At 63.2% G+C, this 15,191-nt stretch carries 10 protein-coding genes; all 10 read left to right on the top strand.

The window, feature by feature from the left end; translation table 11 throughout:
- Nucleotides 1-4: 4 nt before the first annotated feature.
- The 10 genes from AC3G2C_RS14660 (at nucleotide 5) to AC3G2C_RS14615 (ending at nucleotide 15,085) form a co-directional block, all read left to right on the top strand.
- The gene (locus AC3G2C_RS14660; RefSeq protein ID WP_488385364.1) at nucleotides 5-2,245 is read left to right on the top strand and encodes a penicillin acylase family protein; all 2,241 of its coding nucleotides are present in this window, start codon (nucleotides 5-7) and stop codon (nucleotides 2,243-2,245) included.
- A 476-nt stretch (nucleotides 2,246-2,721) separates the two neighbouring features.
- Nucleotides 2,722-4,326, top strand: a complete 1,605-nt coding sequence (locus AC3G2C_RS14655; RefSeq protein WP_488385363.1) for a S8 family serine peptidase — start codon at nucleotides 2,722-2,724, stop codon at nucleotides 4,324-4,326.
- A gap of 922 nt (nucleotides 4,327-5,248) precedes the next feature.
- Nucleotides 5,249-6,853: a S8 family serine peptidase gene (locus tag AC3G2C_RS14650; RefSeq protein WP_488385362.1), complete on the top strand. Its 1,605-nt coding sequence runs from the start codon at nucleotides 5,249-5,251 to the stop codon at nucleotides 6,851-6,853.
- Nucleotides 6,854-7,039: 186 nt separating this feature from the next.
- Complete coding sequence (locus AC3G2C_RS14645) at nucleotides 7,040-7,840, top strand: glucose 1-dehydrogenase (RefSeq protein ID WP_488385361.1); 801 nt, start codon at nucleotides 7,040-7,042, stop codon at nucleotides 7,838-7,840.
- A gap of 42 nt (nucleotides 7,841-7,882) precedes the next feature.
- Nucleotides 7,883-8,332, top strand: coding sequence for a helix-turn-helix transcriptional regulator (locus tag AC3G2C_RS14640; RefSeq protein WP_488385360.1), 450 nt, complete (start codon nucleotides 7,883-7,885; stop codon nucleotides 8,330-8,332).
- 35 nt (nucleotides 8,333-8,367) lie between these two features.
- On the top strand, nucleotides 8,368-8,778 hold the full coding sequence (locus AC3G2C_RS14635; RefSeq protein ID WP_488385359.1) for a VOC family protein: 411 nt from the start codon (nucleotides 8,368-8,370) through the stop codon (nucleotides 8,776-8,778).
- 190 nt (nucleotides 8,779-8,968) lie between these two features.
- Entirely contained in the window at nucleotides 8,969-9,589 is a 621-nt protein-coding gene (locus AC3G2C_RS14630; RefSeq protein ID WP_488385358.1) for an HAD family hydrolase, read from the top strand.
- 198 nt (nucleotides 9,590-9,787) lie between these two features.
- Nucleotides 9,788-11,365: a GGDEF domain-containing protein gene (locus tag AC3G2C_RS14625; RefSeq protein WP_488385357.1), complete on the top strand. Its 1,578-nt coding sequence runs from the start codon at nucleotides 9,788-9,790 to the stop codon at nucleotides 11,363-11,365.
- Nucleotides 11,366-11,768: 403 nt separating this feature from the next.
- The gene (katG, locus tag AC3G2C_RS14620; RefSeq protein ID WP_488385356.1) at nucleotides 11,769-14,027 is read left to right on the top strand and encodes a catalase/peroxidase HPI; all 2,259 of its coding nucleotides are present in this window, start codon (nucleotides 11,769-11,771) and stop codon (nucleotides 14,025-14,027) included.
- Between the two features lie 134 nt (nucleotides 14,028-14,161).
- Nucleotides 14,162-15,085: a LysR family transcriptional regulator gene (locus tag AC3G2C_RS14615; RefSeq protein ID WP_488385355.1), complete on the top strand. Its 924-nt coding sequence runs from the start codon at nucleotides 14,162-14,164 to the stop codon at nucleotides 15,083-15,085.
- Nucleotides 15,086-15,191 lie beyond the last annotated feature (106 nt).

Genomic DNA, 15,191 nt, shown 5'->3' with positions numbered 1-15,191 from the left:
GTGCATGAGCAAGCGAAACACTGGCGTGGCCGGTCTAGCGGCAAACGTGCGACGGGGGCGACTCGTTCCTGGCCTGTTGGCGGGGGCGCTCTGCCTGGCATGGGGCTTGCCGGTATCCATCGTGCACGCGGACGGCGCGGAACAGGCGCGCTGGGCGCATCAGGCGCAGGCCGTGAACATTACGCGCGACGATTGGGGCATTGCCCATGTGCACGGCAAGACCGATGCGGACGCGGTGTTCGGCATGGCCTATACCCAGGCCGAGGACGACTTCAACCGCGTGGAGACCAACTATCTCAACGCCCTTGGCTGGCTGGCCCAGGCGGAAGGCGAGCAGGCGATCTGGTCTGATCTTCGCCAACAGTTGTGGGTCGATAGTGCGGAACTCAAACGCCTGTACACGCAAAGCCCGGCGTGGCTACGCACCTTGATGGACGCATGGGCCGATGGCCTGAACTATTACCTCGCCAAGCATCCATCGGTGCATCCGCGCGTCATTACGCATTTCGAGCCGTGGATGGCGCTGAGCTTTACCGAGGGCAGCATCGGCGGTGACATCGAACGCGTCTCGCTGAAGGACCTGCAAGCCTTCTACGGCAAGCCCACTGATACGGTGGCCTTTGTGGATACGCCATCGAGCTGGGCGGAGCCCACCGGTTCCAATGGCATCGCTATCGCGCCCAAGCGCAGCGCCGATGGGCATGCACTGTTGTTGATCAATCCGCATACCTCGTTTTTCTTTCGCTCCGAGCTGCAGATGAGCAGCGAGCAGGGTCTCAATGCGTATGGCGCCGTGACCTGGGGGCAGTTCTTCATCTACCAGGGCTTCAACCCGCACATCGGTTGGATGCATACCTCCACCACGGCGGATGTGGTGGACGAGTTCGCCGAAAGCATTGTGCGCAACGGCAACACGCTGAGCTATCGCTATGGCAATGCGTTGCGCCCGGTGCATACGCGCGAGATTCGGGTGGCTTATCGAAAGAGCGATGGCTCGTTGGGCGAGCGCGTGTTCACCACGTATGCGACGCATCACGGACCGGTGGTTCGCGAAGCCGATGGCAAATGGATCGCCACGGCGCTGATGAACAAGCCCATCGAGGCGCTGGAGCAGAGCTGGCTGCGTACCAAGGCGAACGATTTTGCCAGTTTCATGAAAATCGCCGAGCTCAAGGCGAACTCGTCCAACAACACCATCTATGCGGACGACAAAGGCCACATCGCGTACCTGCACCCGCAGTTCATTCCCAAGCGCGACGATCGCTTCGACTACACCAAACCTGTGGATGGCAGCGATCCGGCGACCGATTGGCAGGGTCTGCTGCCGCTGGATAAAGGGCCGCGCCTGCTCGACCCGGCCAACGGCTGGATCATGAACACCAACAACTGGCCGTATTCGGCGGCGGGCCCCAACAGCCCCAAGCGCGCCGATTTCCCGCGCTACATGGACAGCGTGGGTGAGAACCCGCGTGGCCTGCATGCCTTGCGCGTGCTCGACGATCGCAGTGAATTCACCATGGCGTCCTTGATCGACGCCGCCTTCGACTCCTACCTGCCGGCCTTCGCACGGCAAATTCCCATCCTGGTCGCCGATTACGACGCCTTGCCGACCAGCGATCCGCTCAAGGCCACGTTGGCAGGCCCGATCGGCCTGCTGCGGCATTGGGATTTCCGCTGGGGCATTGCCTCTATGCCCACATCGCTCGCGGTGTTCTGGGGCGACATCTTGTGGGACAAGGTGGACAAGTCCGATGTGTCGGAAAGCCTGTCCGTCTACGACATCATGGCCGAGCGTGCGGGCGCCAGGGCGCGGCTGGGGGCGCTGGCCGAGGCCGCCGATCGACTGGAGCGGGATTTCGGTAGCTGGGGCGTGCCTTGGGGCGAGGTGAATCGCTACCAGCGCCTCAATGGCGATCTGGTGCAGCCCTTCGATGACAGCAAGCCCAGCATCCCGGTGCCGTTCACTTCCTCGCGCTGGGGCTCGTTGGCGTCGTTCGGCGCACACCGGTGGCCCGGCACGCGGCGTTATTACGGCACTAGCGGCAATAGCTTTGTTGCCGTGGTCGAGTTTGGCGACAAGGTGCGTGCGCGCGCCATCACCGCAGGCGGCGAAAGCGGTCACCCCGAATCCCCGCACTTCAATGACGAGGCCGAGCGCTACACCACCGGCAACCTTCGCAAGGTGTATTTCTGGCCGGAGGACCTACAAGGCCACGTCGAGCGGGTCTATCAGCCTGGTGGTTGAGCGCCTACAAACGCCCTCGTGAGCCCATCGCTGGCGCCTTGTGCGCTAGCGCACAAAGTTTTGTAAGGTCTTACGATGTGTATTCGCAATTTCGCAAATCCTTCACATAGGTAATGAGGGAATTCACCTGTCCGCAAAACCTTTCAAAAGGCCTGTATTTGTAAGCTTTAGCTTGCCTGGCTGACGGTTTTGGTGGACGACGTGAAAGTGCGAAAAAGCGCAGTTCGGCAGGTATTTGCGTTCTGAGCCAGCCATGCGTGGACATGGTTGCAAGGGTACAAGCCCGACGGTTCGTACAGGCTCACGCCAACCTTGTGGCGCCTTTGGGGAAAGGCGCTGCGTATTGATTAAGGCGACATCGAGGGTCCGAGTCATCGGGCCATCGCGGCGACGTGCACCCGCGCGAAAGCTGTGATCGGTCCGGGCGTGCTGGGGCGCAAGGCCTTCGATCCCAGATCCACGAGAGAGAAAAGACTATGAAGCACACTTTGACATTGCAGGGCCTGGCTGTTGCGCTGACATTGGCGCTTTCCGCAAATGCCGCCGCCGCCGAATTCGGCACCTCGCCTCCCCCGCCCGTGAATTTCGATGTCGGTGCTTTGCAGGCCGATCAAACCTACAAGGGCTTCATCATCACCTACAAAGATGGCAGCACTGAGCGCAGCAATGCCAGCGTTGCCGTACAGAACATCGGTGTCGCCGCTAACCGCGCCCGGCTGATGACCGCCACACGAGCCGCACCACGCGCCCTCAGTGTGCGCTATGGGCGCAAGCTGGCCACCGGTGCCGATCTGGTGGAAACCGATCGCGCGCTGTCGTCGAAGGAAGCGGCCACGTTGATTCGCCAGATCGCGGCCGATCCCGCGGTGGCCTTTGTGGAGCCCGAATACATGCTGCAGCCGGTCAGTAGTATCGAGCCCACGGCAGCGGCCAGCTTTTCGCAGCCCAACGATGGCAACTATGGTGCCTACCAGTGGGATTATCTCGCTCCGAGCGGCGCGGGTTTCTATGACAACTCCCAGTACGTCACCATTCCCAATTGGGGTGGCTCCAACGTTCAGAACGCGTGGCACCTGTCGGATGGCGCTGGCATCACTATTGCCATTCTCGATACCGGCGTGACCAATCACCCGGATCTCAATCTGTCGCTCGCCAATGCGGGTTACGACTTCATCACCAGTGCCGCGGTTTCCGGGCGCGCCACCAATGGCCGCGTGCCGGGCGCCTGGGATACCGGCAACTGGGCTGCCGCAGGTCAATGCGGCACCGGCAAGCCTGCGGCGGACAGTACCTGGCACGGTACGCACGTGTTCGGCACGGCGGGCGGCCAGATCACCAATAATGGTGTTGGTCTGGCGGGCGTGGCTTATGGTGCCCGTGTACTGCCCGTACGCGTGCTAGGCCATTGTGGCGGCTCCAATGCTGACATTGCCGATGCCATTACCTGGGCGTCAGGTGGTGCGGTAGCGGGTGTGCCGGGCAATGCAAACCCCGCACAGGTCATCGGCCTGAGTCTGGGTGGACCCGGTATCTGCACGGCGACCAGTGTGTTGGGCAAGGCGATTACCGGCGCCATTGGTCGTGGCGCGACGGTGGTGGTGGCGGCGGGTAACAACAACGCGAACGTGGCCAACACGTCGCCGGCAAACTGCGCTGGTGCCGTAGTGGTTGCATCCACGGGTACGACCGGTGCGCGTGCGTACTACTCCAACTACGGTGCCCTTGTGACCGTGGCGGCGCCTGGCGGTGGAGTCTTCAAGAACGATGCGTCCGGTGGCGCACAGGTCAACACGGGCTTCGTGTGGTCGGCGACCAACACGGGAAGGACCACACCGGTTGCAGGAACCTATGGCGGCAAGGCGGGTACCTCGCAGGCGACCCCGCACGTGGTTGGCGTGGTGGCACTGATGCAGAGCTACCGTCTTTCGCACGGCAAGGGCCTGCTCTCGCCGGCGCAGGTGACCTCCCTACTGAAGGCGACGGCTACCGTGCCGCACGTGACGCCCAGTGGCAGTGCGCCCATCGGCGCCGGCATCGTCAACGCCTACTCCGCGGTACAGGCAGCGGGCGCGCAGCCGTGATTGAAAGGCCGGCGTCGCGAGACGCCGGCCTCTACGCATTGAATGCAAGTGGGCAGGCGATTCTGTTTGCCGTCGTCCCTACGAACGTTCTGCAAACGGGGTCGCCGGAAAAGCAACTCGCAACACAGCAGCGGAACGCGAGATACATCGCGTTCCGCTGTCGCATGTCGCTAGCGAAAGATCACGGCATCATTCGCCTTGCAGGAAGATCGGTGTTAGTCGACAGCGATGCGCAGGGAGCGGGCGGGACCAACGCACGCGGATTCATCGATAGAGATGCCAATGCGATGAACCTCTCCAAGCGCGATCGCCGAGCCCAAGGAGGCCCGGGCGACTTGGCAGGTCGCGCTGAGCGCGGCCCTCGCGTCGCTCGTTGAAGCGCCTGCGCAGAACGCTTCGATCTCCGCTGGAAAACATACCGCTCAGCGCAAACCACTGTTCGTTCGGGCTGGTGGAAACGCCGAATGGGCGGTTCGAGAGCAACTGTGAACTAGCGCACAAAGACTGTCCGTCGCTCGCTATTTTCATGCAAATATTTGCGATCTCTTCACGCGAGACATGCGGGAATCGTCCCTGTCGCGATTTTCTGCGATAGGCCCAAGCCAACGGTTGGCGGGGCTTTTGAGGCCGCTCCGGTGGAGTTGGCCGGCTCTCCGCGCCAGCGGGTGAGCAAGTTCATGCGGTTCGATCGACCCTGTGCCAACCGTTCGTACTCGATCACGAGTGCGCGCGATGAGTGCGGCTTGCTTTGGCTTTGCGGCGTGCCTGGGAGTGCCGCCGTGTTCTTGGGGGAACCGACGTCGAAGGCCCGAGGTATCGGGCGGTCGCGACTGCGCGTGCGCTATCACCGCAGGCGGTCGAGTCAGTACAGGGAGGTTGTACGACACCTTCGACCCAACACTGACTGCTGGGGAGCAATTTAATGAAGCGTATGTCCAACAAGCATGGCCTGGCCGCAGCGCTGCTGATGGCTTTTTCCGCCGCCGTGGGCGCCACGGGTTTCGGCACGGCGCCGCCGCCGTCGAGCAATTTCGACGTCAGCGCGTTGCAGAGCAACCAGACGTATACCGGGTTCATCATTACCTATAAGAGCGGCAGTACCGAACGCAGCAACGCCAACGTTGCCGTGCAGAATATCGGTGCCGCTGCCGGCCGCGCCAGGCTGGTGGCCGGTACGGCGGCTGCCCCGCGCGCCCTCAATGTGCGTTATGGCCGAAAGCTCGCCACCGGTGCGGATCTGGTGCGCACCGATCGCGCGCTGTCGTCCAGCGAAGCGGACACGCTGATTCGCCAGATCGCCGCCGATCCGTCGGTGGCGTATGTCGAGCCCGAATACATGCTCAAGGCGGTTGATACCATCAAGCCAGCGGGTGCAGCCACCTTCAGCGTGCCCAACGACACCTATTACGCCTCTTACCAGTGGGACTACCTCACGGCGACCGGCGCAGGCTTCTACGACAGCACCCTTGGCACCAACGTGGCCAACTGGGGTGGCGCCAACATCCAGAACGCCTGGAGCTTGGCCGATGGCACCGGCATTACCATCGCGAGCCTGGATACCGGCGTGACCAATCATCCGGATCTCAACCTGTCACTTGCCAACGCGGGTTACGACTTCATCAGCACCGCATCGGTATCTGGCCGATCCACCAATGGTCGCGTGTCCGGCGGCTGGGATACCGGTGACTGGGTCACCGCCAATCAATGTGGTTCGGGTCAGGCGGCGGAAAACAGCAGCTGGCACGGCACGCACGTGTTCGGCACCGTGGGTGGCGAAATCACCAACAACAGCACCGGCATGGTCGGCACGGCGTTCGGCGCCAACGTGGTGCCGGTACGCGTGCTGGGGCACTGTGGCGGCTCCAACGCGGATATTGCCGATGCCATCACCTGGGCCTCGGGTGGCACCGTGTCCGGCGTGCCGGCCAATGCCAACCCGGCACAAGTGTTGAGCCTTAGCCTGGGCGGATCGGGCACCTGCTCATCCTCCAGTGCGCTGGGCCAGGCGATTACCGGCGCCATTGGTCGAGGCGCCACCGTGGTGGTGGCTGCCGGCAACAGCAATGCCAATGCGGCCAACTTTTCGCCGGCCAGTTGCTCGGGCGTGGTGGTCGTGGCCGCGACGGGCACCACCAGTGCGCGCGCGTACTACTCCAACTACGGTTCCATCGTGACCGTGGCCGCGCCAGGCGGTGGCGTCTACAAGAACGACGGCTCCAGCGGCACGCAGGTCAACACCGGCTTCATCTGGTCGACTATCAACGCCGGCACGACCACGCCGACAACCGCGACCTATGGCGGCATGGCCGGCACCTCGCAGGCTACGCCGCATGTGGCAGGTGTGGTGGCGCTGATGCAGAGCTATCGCCTGTCATTGGGCAAGGGCCTGCTCACGCCGGCACAGGTGACGTCGCTGCTGAAATCCTCGGCCACGGTGCCGCATGTCACGCCCAGCGGCAGCAAGCCGATTGGCGCGGGCATCGTCAACGCCTATGCCGCTGTGCAAGCGGCCGGTAGCCAGCCGTAACCCATTGGGCCGGCACCTTCGGGTGCCGGCCCTTTCCACGGGCGTCAGGGCAAGCTGCTAAGGTGCACGCTGCCACCCGTCGCCATGAGAGCCTACGTGTCATGAACACCTCCTCGCACTGAATCGGCAGAACGCGACGCGCTCAGCGTGCTGCCATGGGTATTCATTTGGCAGAGGATCACTTTCATGGCTCGACTTGAAGGCAAGACGGCGCTGGTTACCGGCGCTGCACGTGGTATTGGCGAGGCTATCGCCAAGGCCTTTATCGACGAGGGCGCCATCGTCCTCCTTACCGATATCGACGACGCGTGCGGCATGCGCACCGCCGAAGGGCTTGGCCTGCGGGCGACCTTCGCTCGATTGGACGTGCGCGAAGAGCGGGACTGGGAGCGCGCGATCGCCACCGTCATGGCGCTGAGTGGTCGCCTCGACATTGTGGTGAACAATGCGGGCATCACTGGTTTCGAACAGGGCAACGTATCCCACGATCCCGAACATGCCAGCCTGGATGCGTGGCACGCGGTGCATCGCACCAACCTGGATGGTGTGTTCCTAGGCTGCCGCGCGGCCATTCGCGCCATGCGGCCGGCGGGCAGTGGCTCCATCATCAATATCTCGTCGCGTTCGGGTCTCGTCGGTATTCCCGCGGCCGCGGCGTACGCTTCCAGCAAGGCTGCCGTACGAAACCACACCAAGACGGTGGCGCTGTACTGCGCCGAGCAGGGCTTGGCGATTCGCTGCAACTCCATTCACCCCGCCGCCGTGCTCACGCCCATGTGGGAGCCGATGCTTGGCACGGGCGAGCAGCGCGAGGCCAACCTGCGTGCCTTCGTGAAAGACACGCCGCTGCGGCGCTTTGGCCAGCCATCGGAGGTGGCCGCCGTTGCCGTATTGCTTGCATCGGATGAAGCCAGCTACATCACCGGTGCAGAGCTGAACATCGATGGTGGCCTGCTGGCCGGCAGCGTGGCCGTACCGCGCCAGTGAGTGCACTTGAGCGGACCGCATCGGCGTGACAGCATCGCGCCGATGAGCAAGCGACCCGCCCCGGCGCACCATCTGCGCGACCTCGCACGCCTGCGCCGGGTACGCGACCGGATCGATCGGGAGTATGCACAACCGCTCGATGTGGAAGCGCTGGCGCAAGGCGTGCACATGTCGGCCGGCCATCTCAGCCGGCAGTTTCGGCTCGCCTACGGCGAATCGCCCTATAGCTATCTGATGACGCGACGCATCGAGCGCGCCATGACCCTGCTGCGCCAAGGCAACCTCAGCGTTACCGAGGTCTGCTTTGCCGTGGGGTGCGCCTCGCTGGGCACGTTCACCACGCGCTTCACCGAGCTGGTGGGCATGTCGCCCGGTGTGTACCGGCGCCAGGAGACACATGCCGTTGCCGCCATGCCGCCTTGCGTCGCACGACAGGTCGCGCGACCGATCAGGAATCGAGAAGCGCCGGCCAAGGAGCCCGAACTAGACTGAGCCCATGGTTTTTCACCCACCCGAGAAGACACGCCATGGACATTCGCATCCACGCCAGTTTCCTTCCGCAGAACGATCCCGAGGCCGCCATCGGCTTCTATCGTGACACCCTGGGCTTTGAGGTACGCAACGACGTCGGTTACGGCGGCAAGCGCTGGATTACCGTGGGGCCCGCGGGGCAGGCGGCCACCTCCATCGTGCTGTACCCGCCGGAAGCCAGCCCTGGCATCACCGACGACGAACGCCGCACCATCGCCGAGATGATGGCCAAGGGCACCTTCGGCATCGTCCTGCTCGCTACGCATGATCTGGCCGGTACGTTTGAGCGCTTGCAGGCCCGCGATGCGGATATCGTGCAGGAGCCCACCGATCAACCTTACGGTGTGCGCGACTGCGCGGTACGCGACCCCGCGGGCAACATGATTCGTATCCAGCAACTGGCTTGAATCTGCGCTATCCCCATGTCTCTCATCGCTGCAGCGATGGGTGGCATGCGGGGTACACCCGCGCCTTCTCGCTTTGCGATTGCTTGCCTTAAGGTCATGTGTTCCTGTCCTTCGTTACTCGCATTCGCGTGTGCGGCGTTGGCTTTGGAATGCATGATGACGGTGTGTTTCAACGGAGATGGATAGCGCCATGATCAGGATGATCTTCTTTGACTACGACGGTGTGCTCACCACCGACAAGAGCGGTTCGCAGACCACCTATCGCTATCTCAGCGAGGCCAGCGGAATCGCGCAGCCTGCAATCAGTGCAGCGTTTTCGCCATATATGGGAGCGCTGATGACAGGCCAGTCCATCCATGCGGACGTGTGGTCGCAGGCCTGTGAGGCGATGGGCGTGGCGCTGGATATCGGCTTGCTCGCCGGTGCGTTCGAAAGCACGCCCTTGAACGAAGGCATGCTGTCGCTGGCGAGGGAGCTCATGGGTGTCTATCGGTTGGGCATCATCACCGACAACAGTCGCGATCGCATGAGTCATCTACGGAAGTATCAGCAGCTCGATGCCTTGTTCGATCCCATCGTGGTATCGGCTGAGGTCGGTAGTAGCAAGTGGTCTTCGGAAATATTCCGCAGCGCGGCGGCGCGCGCGGGCGTGTTCGCGCACGAGTGCGTGTTCATCGACAACGGCGTGGATAACGTGGTCATGGCGCGCTCGGTAGGCATGCTTGCCCTTCACCACGACGACCATACGAACGACATGGAGGCCCTTCGGCGAGCTTTGGCGTTACAGGGCGTGCCATGCAGGTCCGGCTAGCGTCGGGAACACCAGGGGCCTTCAAGGCGAAAACGCAAACCATCTTGTGTCGATCAGGCCGCTGTCCGCGGCCGGCATGCGCCGATGATCCGCTCCGTCGACACCCCGCGTCGATGGTTTACGTCATGGAGCCGCAACATATTGCTGTGCGGCTCAGGGCCTCTACCACGAGGAGCATCCGTCCTTGCGGACTTCCACATGCACGCGCACTATGCAAACGGGGGTTTGAAGGTCGTCGTACGCCATGGCTCTTCCCCGTCAGGCCATGCGATCAGGGGTGGAATGATCGAAACGAATGAAACCAATGTTGCCGCGGCCTCACCAGCCGTCCTCCTGATCTTCCTGCTGGGCTTCGCTTGTTTGATCGTCGCCCACGGGATCGACCTCGCGCATGACCCCACTCAGAGGTTGCACGCAAGCTACATCATCCTTGGGCTGATTCAGTGGCTCACCATCGGCGCCCTGATATGGCGTTGGCGGCGCTCGGGGTATCCCAATGCACTGCGGTGGGCCTTGCTGATCGCGGCGCTGCTCTGTTCGCAGGTATCGGCAGACCTGAATCTTATCGAGACGCTCCATGGAAGCTACGAAATAGCCAGAAGGGCTTCGCTGTTTTTTGAAACCACCAATGTCGCGCTGTTGATCCTGGCCTGCGCCACCACGTTTCGCAGAGGGACCAATCGCATTACGGTGATGATCGACGGCGCCATGACGGTCGGCCTGATCGCCATGTTTTATCTCTTCATTTTCTCTGCGATCACCTCGCCGGTTCCCGGCAGTGACGAAGTAGTGCTCTATATCATCCACACGTTCGATGTGCTCAATGCCTTCTTGCTTGCGTGTGCCGTGCTGCGTTTGCTTGGTTCACAGGAGCCGTCGCGTCGTCACTTTTTCTTCGTCCTGGCCGTGTACATCCTGACAAGGGCGGTGATGGCGTCCGTTCGAAACCGCCTACTGTTGTCGCATGCCAGTCCATACAACGAACTCTTGCTCGACCCGGGAACAATCGTGCTGGGTCTGATGTGCCTTGTCGCCCTGCCGGCATGGTTGATGCGCTATCAGCCGCCGTCGGCGATGGTGCACGTCACGCAAAGCCTCAGCCCATTGTTTCTTGGCGTCGGCCTGCTGGGCGTGAGCATGGCCATCTGGAAAAGCCACCATGTGCTGGGTTCGCTCGGCGTGAGCATCGCCGTGCTCGCCTACGGTGCGAGGAACGTCGTTACGCAAAGCTACCTACTTACGACCGAAAAGCACCTGCTTACGCTCCAGGAGGAACTCAAGGGCATGGTGTCGACCGACTCGCTGACGGGCATCTCCAATCGACGTGGATTCGAGGATGTCTCCGAGCGCGAGTGGGCGGTTTCCAGGCGTATTCCGCACGTCTTCGCCGTGCTGGTGATCGATATCGATTTCTTCAAGCAGTACAACGACCACTTCGGGCACGTCATGGGCGATCAATGCCTGCGCACGGTGGCTCGCCTGCTCGCGGGAACCTTGCGGCGGCCTTCGGATTTCATTTGCCGCTTCGGCGGCGAAGAATTCGTGGCGGTGCTGCCCGCTACCGATCTGCCAGGCGCGCGGATCGTCGCTCGGCGCATGAACGCGGTAGTGCGCGATGCGGATCTTCCCCATGTTGCCGCCGCCTCATCGCGCGTGACGGTGAGCATCGGCGTGGCGGCGCTCGACGATTCGGACGAGTCCATTCAAGCCTTGCTCGACCGTGCCGACGCCAATCTGTATCGCGCCAAGGCGATGGGGCGCAATCAATACCAGTAATTGGGGTGAGTACGTGGCTCGGAATAGTCTACGGCCAGCCAGGTGGTGCGCTGGATGCAGCATCGGCTCGGCGTGACGCCGTCGCAACAGGTGCATCCACGCCTTTCGCGCTAATCGACGGCGCTAAGCGCATGTCGCTGACCTGATTAGTCATAGTTCAGGTCTATCGCTGGCATCGCAACAATCAAATTCTATCAATCGTGCCTTCGGCGTAGATTCCGGTGGTGGGACGTTGATCGCCGCCTTGCTTTGCCTGTCGCCCGAGCGACGGCTTTGGGTGCGGGCAGCGCCTTCAGGGCGTCATTGGCTGCTCCCAGACTTGGGGCGAATACGTCGACGCGTTCTAGAACTTCGCCCGCCTAGCATCGGCAGGTCTGGGTGGACCCTTCCAAGGAGAGAAAGCATGTCAAACGAAGCCAAGTGCCCGTTCAAGCACACCGCCGGCAGCGGCACCACGAACCAGGATTGGTGGCCCAAGCAATTGCGGCTGGATCTGCTGGCGCAGCACTCCAGCAAAACCAATCCGCTGGATGAGGGCTTCAATTACGCCAAAGCCTTCAAGGGTCTCGACTACGCCGCGTTGAAGAAAGACCTCGCCGCGCTCATGACCGATTCGCAGGATTGGTGGCCGGCCGACTTTGGTCACTACGGCCCGCTGTTCATCCGCATGGCCTGGCACAGCGCAGGCACCTATCGCGTGGGCGATGGTCGTGGCGGCGGCGGGCGAGGCCAGCAGCGCTTTGCGCCGCTCAACAGCTGGCCCGATAACGTGAGCCTGGACAAGGCACGCCGCCTGCTGTGGCCGATCAAGCAGAAGTACGGGCAGAACATTTCCTGGGCGGATCTGTTGATCCTCACCGGCAACGTCGCGCTGGAGACCATGGGCTTCAAGACCTTCGGTTTCGCCGGCGGCCGCGAAGACACCTGGGAGCCCGATCAGGATGTGTACTGGGGCACCGAGCGCACCTGGTTGGGTGGCGACCTGCGTTACGGCAAGGGCGCAGTCGGCACGAGTGACGAAGGCGTGGTGGTGGCGGAGAAGGAACTGCACGGCAAGGAGAGCAGCCGCACCGACCAGGGCCGTAATCTGGAGAACCCGCTGGCCGCCGTGCAGATGGGCCTGATCTACGTAAACCCGGAAGGCCCCGACGGAAACCCCGACCCCATCGCCGCCGCCAAGGACATTCGCGACACCTTCGGCCGCATGGCGATGGACGATGAAGAAACCGTGGCGCTCATCGCCGGCGGTCACACCTTCGGTAAGACGCATGGCGCCGGCCCCGCTGACAACGTCGGCCCTGAGCCGGAAGCGGCGGACCTGGAAAACCAGGGCCTGGGCTGGACCAACCGCTTTGGCACCGGCAAAGGCGGCGACACCATCACCAGCGGCCTGGAAGTGACCTGGACCAGCACGCCCACGCAGTGGGGCATGGGCTTCTTCCAGAACCTGTTTGGCCACGAGTGGGAGCTCACCAAGAGCCCGGCCGGCGCGCACCAGTGGGTGGCCAAGAACGCCGACGCGAGCATTCCGCATGCGCATGATCCGTCGAAGAAGCTGCTCCCGACCATGCTCACCACCGACCTGTCGCTGCGCCTGGACCCGGAGTTCGAAAAGATCTCGCGCCGCTTCATGGCGCATCCGGAGCAATTCGCCGATGCGTTTGCGCGCGCCTGGTTCAAGCTGACCCATCGCGACATGGGCCCGCGTGCGCGTTACCTCGGCCCGGAAGTGCCGGCCGAAGCGCTGATCTGGCAGGACCCGATTCCGGCGGTGAATCATCCGCTGGTGGATGCCGCTGACATCGCCGCGCTCAAGCAGAAGATCCTCAGTGCGGGGCTGAGCGTGAGCGATCTCGTGTTCACCGCCTGGGCATCCGCCTCCACCTTCCGTGGCTCGGACAAGCGCGGCGGCGCCAATGGCGCGCGCATTCGCCTGGCCCCGCAGAAGGATTGGGCCGCCAATGATCCGGCGCGTCTGGGCAAGGTGCTCAAGACGCTCGAAGGCATCCAGGGTGAGTTCAACGGTGCCGCCGCGGGTGGCAAGAAAATCTCGCTGGCTGATTTGATCGTGCTGGGCGGCAGTGCCGGCATCGAGCAGGCTGCGAAAAATGCCGGCCACACGGTAGCGGTGCCGTTCACGGCTGGCCGCATGGACGCCACGCAGGAACAGACCGACGTGCATTCGGTGGGCATGCTGGAGCCGGTGGCCGATGGTTTCCGCAACTTCCTCAAGGGCCACTTCGCCATTCCGTCCGAGCATCTGCTGGTGGACAAAGCGCAGCTGCTTACGCTCACCGCGCCGGAGATGACCGTGCTGGTCGGTGGCTTGCGTGTGCTCAACGCCAACACCGGCGGTTCGGCGCATGGCGTGTTCACCGATCGCCCCCAAGCGCTCACCAACGACTTCTTCCGTCACCTGCTGGACATGGGCACGGAGTGGAAGCCGCAATCGGAGTCGCGCGAGGTGTTCGAAGGCCGCGACCGCAAGACCGGCAAGGTCAAGTGGACCGGCACGCGCGTGGACCTGGTGTTCGGCGCCAACTCGCAGCTGCGCGCGGTGAGCGAGGTGTACGCCAGCAACGACGCGCAGGCCAAGTTCGTGCGTGATTTCGTCGATGCCTGGGTCAAGGTGATGAACCTGGACCGTTTCGACCTGGCCTGAGTCCAGGCCAAGCAGCCGCTACGCCGTGCCATGGGCCCGGCGTAGCGGGCGTCTGGTCGGTGATTCATCGGGCAGCGGGGCGCGGTTTGTTCTAATGCTGCGCTGCACTATCGCCCGTACCGACCCCTTCGCTCATGGAACCCTACCGCTTCGGTGACATCGCCGCGTTCGTTTCGGCGGTGAAGACCGGCAGTTTCACCGCTGCTGCCACGTCGCTGGGGCTGACTCGCTCGGCGGTGGGCAAGAGCATCGTGCGGTTGGAAACCCAGCTTGGCGTGCGCCTGCTCAACCGCACCACGCGCAAGCTCAGCCTCACCGACGAAGGCGCCATCGTCTACGACCGCTGGCGGCAGATCCTGGACGAACTGGAAGACGTGGACGCCACCATGGCGCTGCGCCGCAGTCGTCCCACCGGCACGCTCAAGCTGATGACGCCGCCGTCGTTCGGGCAGCGGCACATCCTGCCGGTGCTGCATGCGTACCTGGCGCAGTGGCCGGAGTTGCGCACCGAACTGTGGTTTACCGATCGCTACGTGGACCTGGTGGAAGAAGGGCTGGATGTCGCCGTGCGCATCGGCGCCCCCAAGGACGACTCCCAGTTGCTCACCCGCACCGTGGCGTGGCAGCAGTTCATCGTTTGCGCCTCGCCCGCGTACCTCGCGCGCCACGGCACGCCGCAGACGCCGCAGGATCTCGCCTCGCACGACACCATCGTCTACTTGAGTGGCGATCGCCCGCGCGTATGGCATCTGCAAACGCCCGAGGGCCCGTACGTGTACGACGGCCCGGGCCGCATGAGCACCGACAGTTCCGAATCGATGCGCCAATCGGCGTTGGCCGGTTTCGGCCTCGCGTATCTGGCCAACTACATCGTGGGCGAGGACCTGCGCAACGGCAGCCTGGTGGAAGTGTTGCGCGCCTATCGGCCGCCGCCGGACCCGATTCGCCTGGTGTATCCCAGCCGTCGTCACTTGCCGCCGCGTACGCGCGCCTTCATCGACCTGCTCGCCGAGCAGTGGGAAGGCGGCGCGCCGTGGGAGCGCGACACCCGCGACTGATTCGCCGCGCATCGCGCCGATGCATTGGGGATCGACAGGACCGAGTGAAGGTCGCGGGCGGTGATTTATCCGCGGCAACGAATCCGTAACACTCGCCACTTCGCTG

This window comes from Frateuria sp. sgz306004, from assembly GCF_057750885.1.
Note: the sequence above shows the minus strand (reverse complement) of the source record. Positions and strands in the feature narration are given on the sequence as shown.

Coding starts and splice junctions, on each gene's coding strand:
- AC3G2C_RS14660 (WP_488385364.1), top strand. CDS start 5: ATGAGCAAGCGAAACACTGGCGTGGCCGGTCTAGCGGCAAACGTGCGA.
- AC3G2C_RS14655 (WP_488385363.1), top strand. CDS start 2,722: ATGAAGCACACTTTGACATTGCAGGGCCTGGCTGTTGCGCTGACATTG.
- AC3G2C_RS14650 (WP_488385362.1), top strand. CDS start 5,249: ATGAAGCGTATGTCCAACAAGCATGGCCTGGCCGCAGCGCTGCTGATG.
- AC3G2C_RS14645 (WP_488385361.1), top strand. CDS start 7,040: ATGGCTCGACTTGAAGGCAAGACGGCGCTGGTTACCGGCGCTGCACGT.
- AC3G2C_RS14640 (WP_488385360.1), top strand. CDS start 7,883: ATGAGCAAGCGACCCGCCCCGGCGCACCATCTGCGCGACCTCGCACGC.
- AC3G2C_RS14635 (WP_488385359.1), top strand. CDS start 8,368: ATGGACATTCGCATCCACGCCAGTTTCCTTCCGCAGAACGATCCCGAG.
- AC3G2C_RS14630 (WP_488385358.1), top strand. CDS start 8,969: ATGATCAGGATGATCTTCTTTGACTACGACGGTGTGCTCACCACCGAC.
- AC3G2C_RS14625 (WP_488385357.1), top strand. CDS start 9,788: ATGCACGCGCACTATGCAAACGGGGGTTTGAAGGTCGTCGTACGCCAT.
- katG (WP_488385356.1), top strand. CDS start 11,769: ATGTCAAACGAAGCCAAGTGCCCGTTCAAGCACACCGCCGGCAGCGGC.
- AC3G2C_RS14615 (WP_488385355.1), top strand. CDS start 14,162: ATGGAACCCTACCGCTTCGGTGACATCGCCGCGTTCGTTTCGGCGGTG.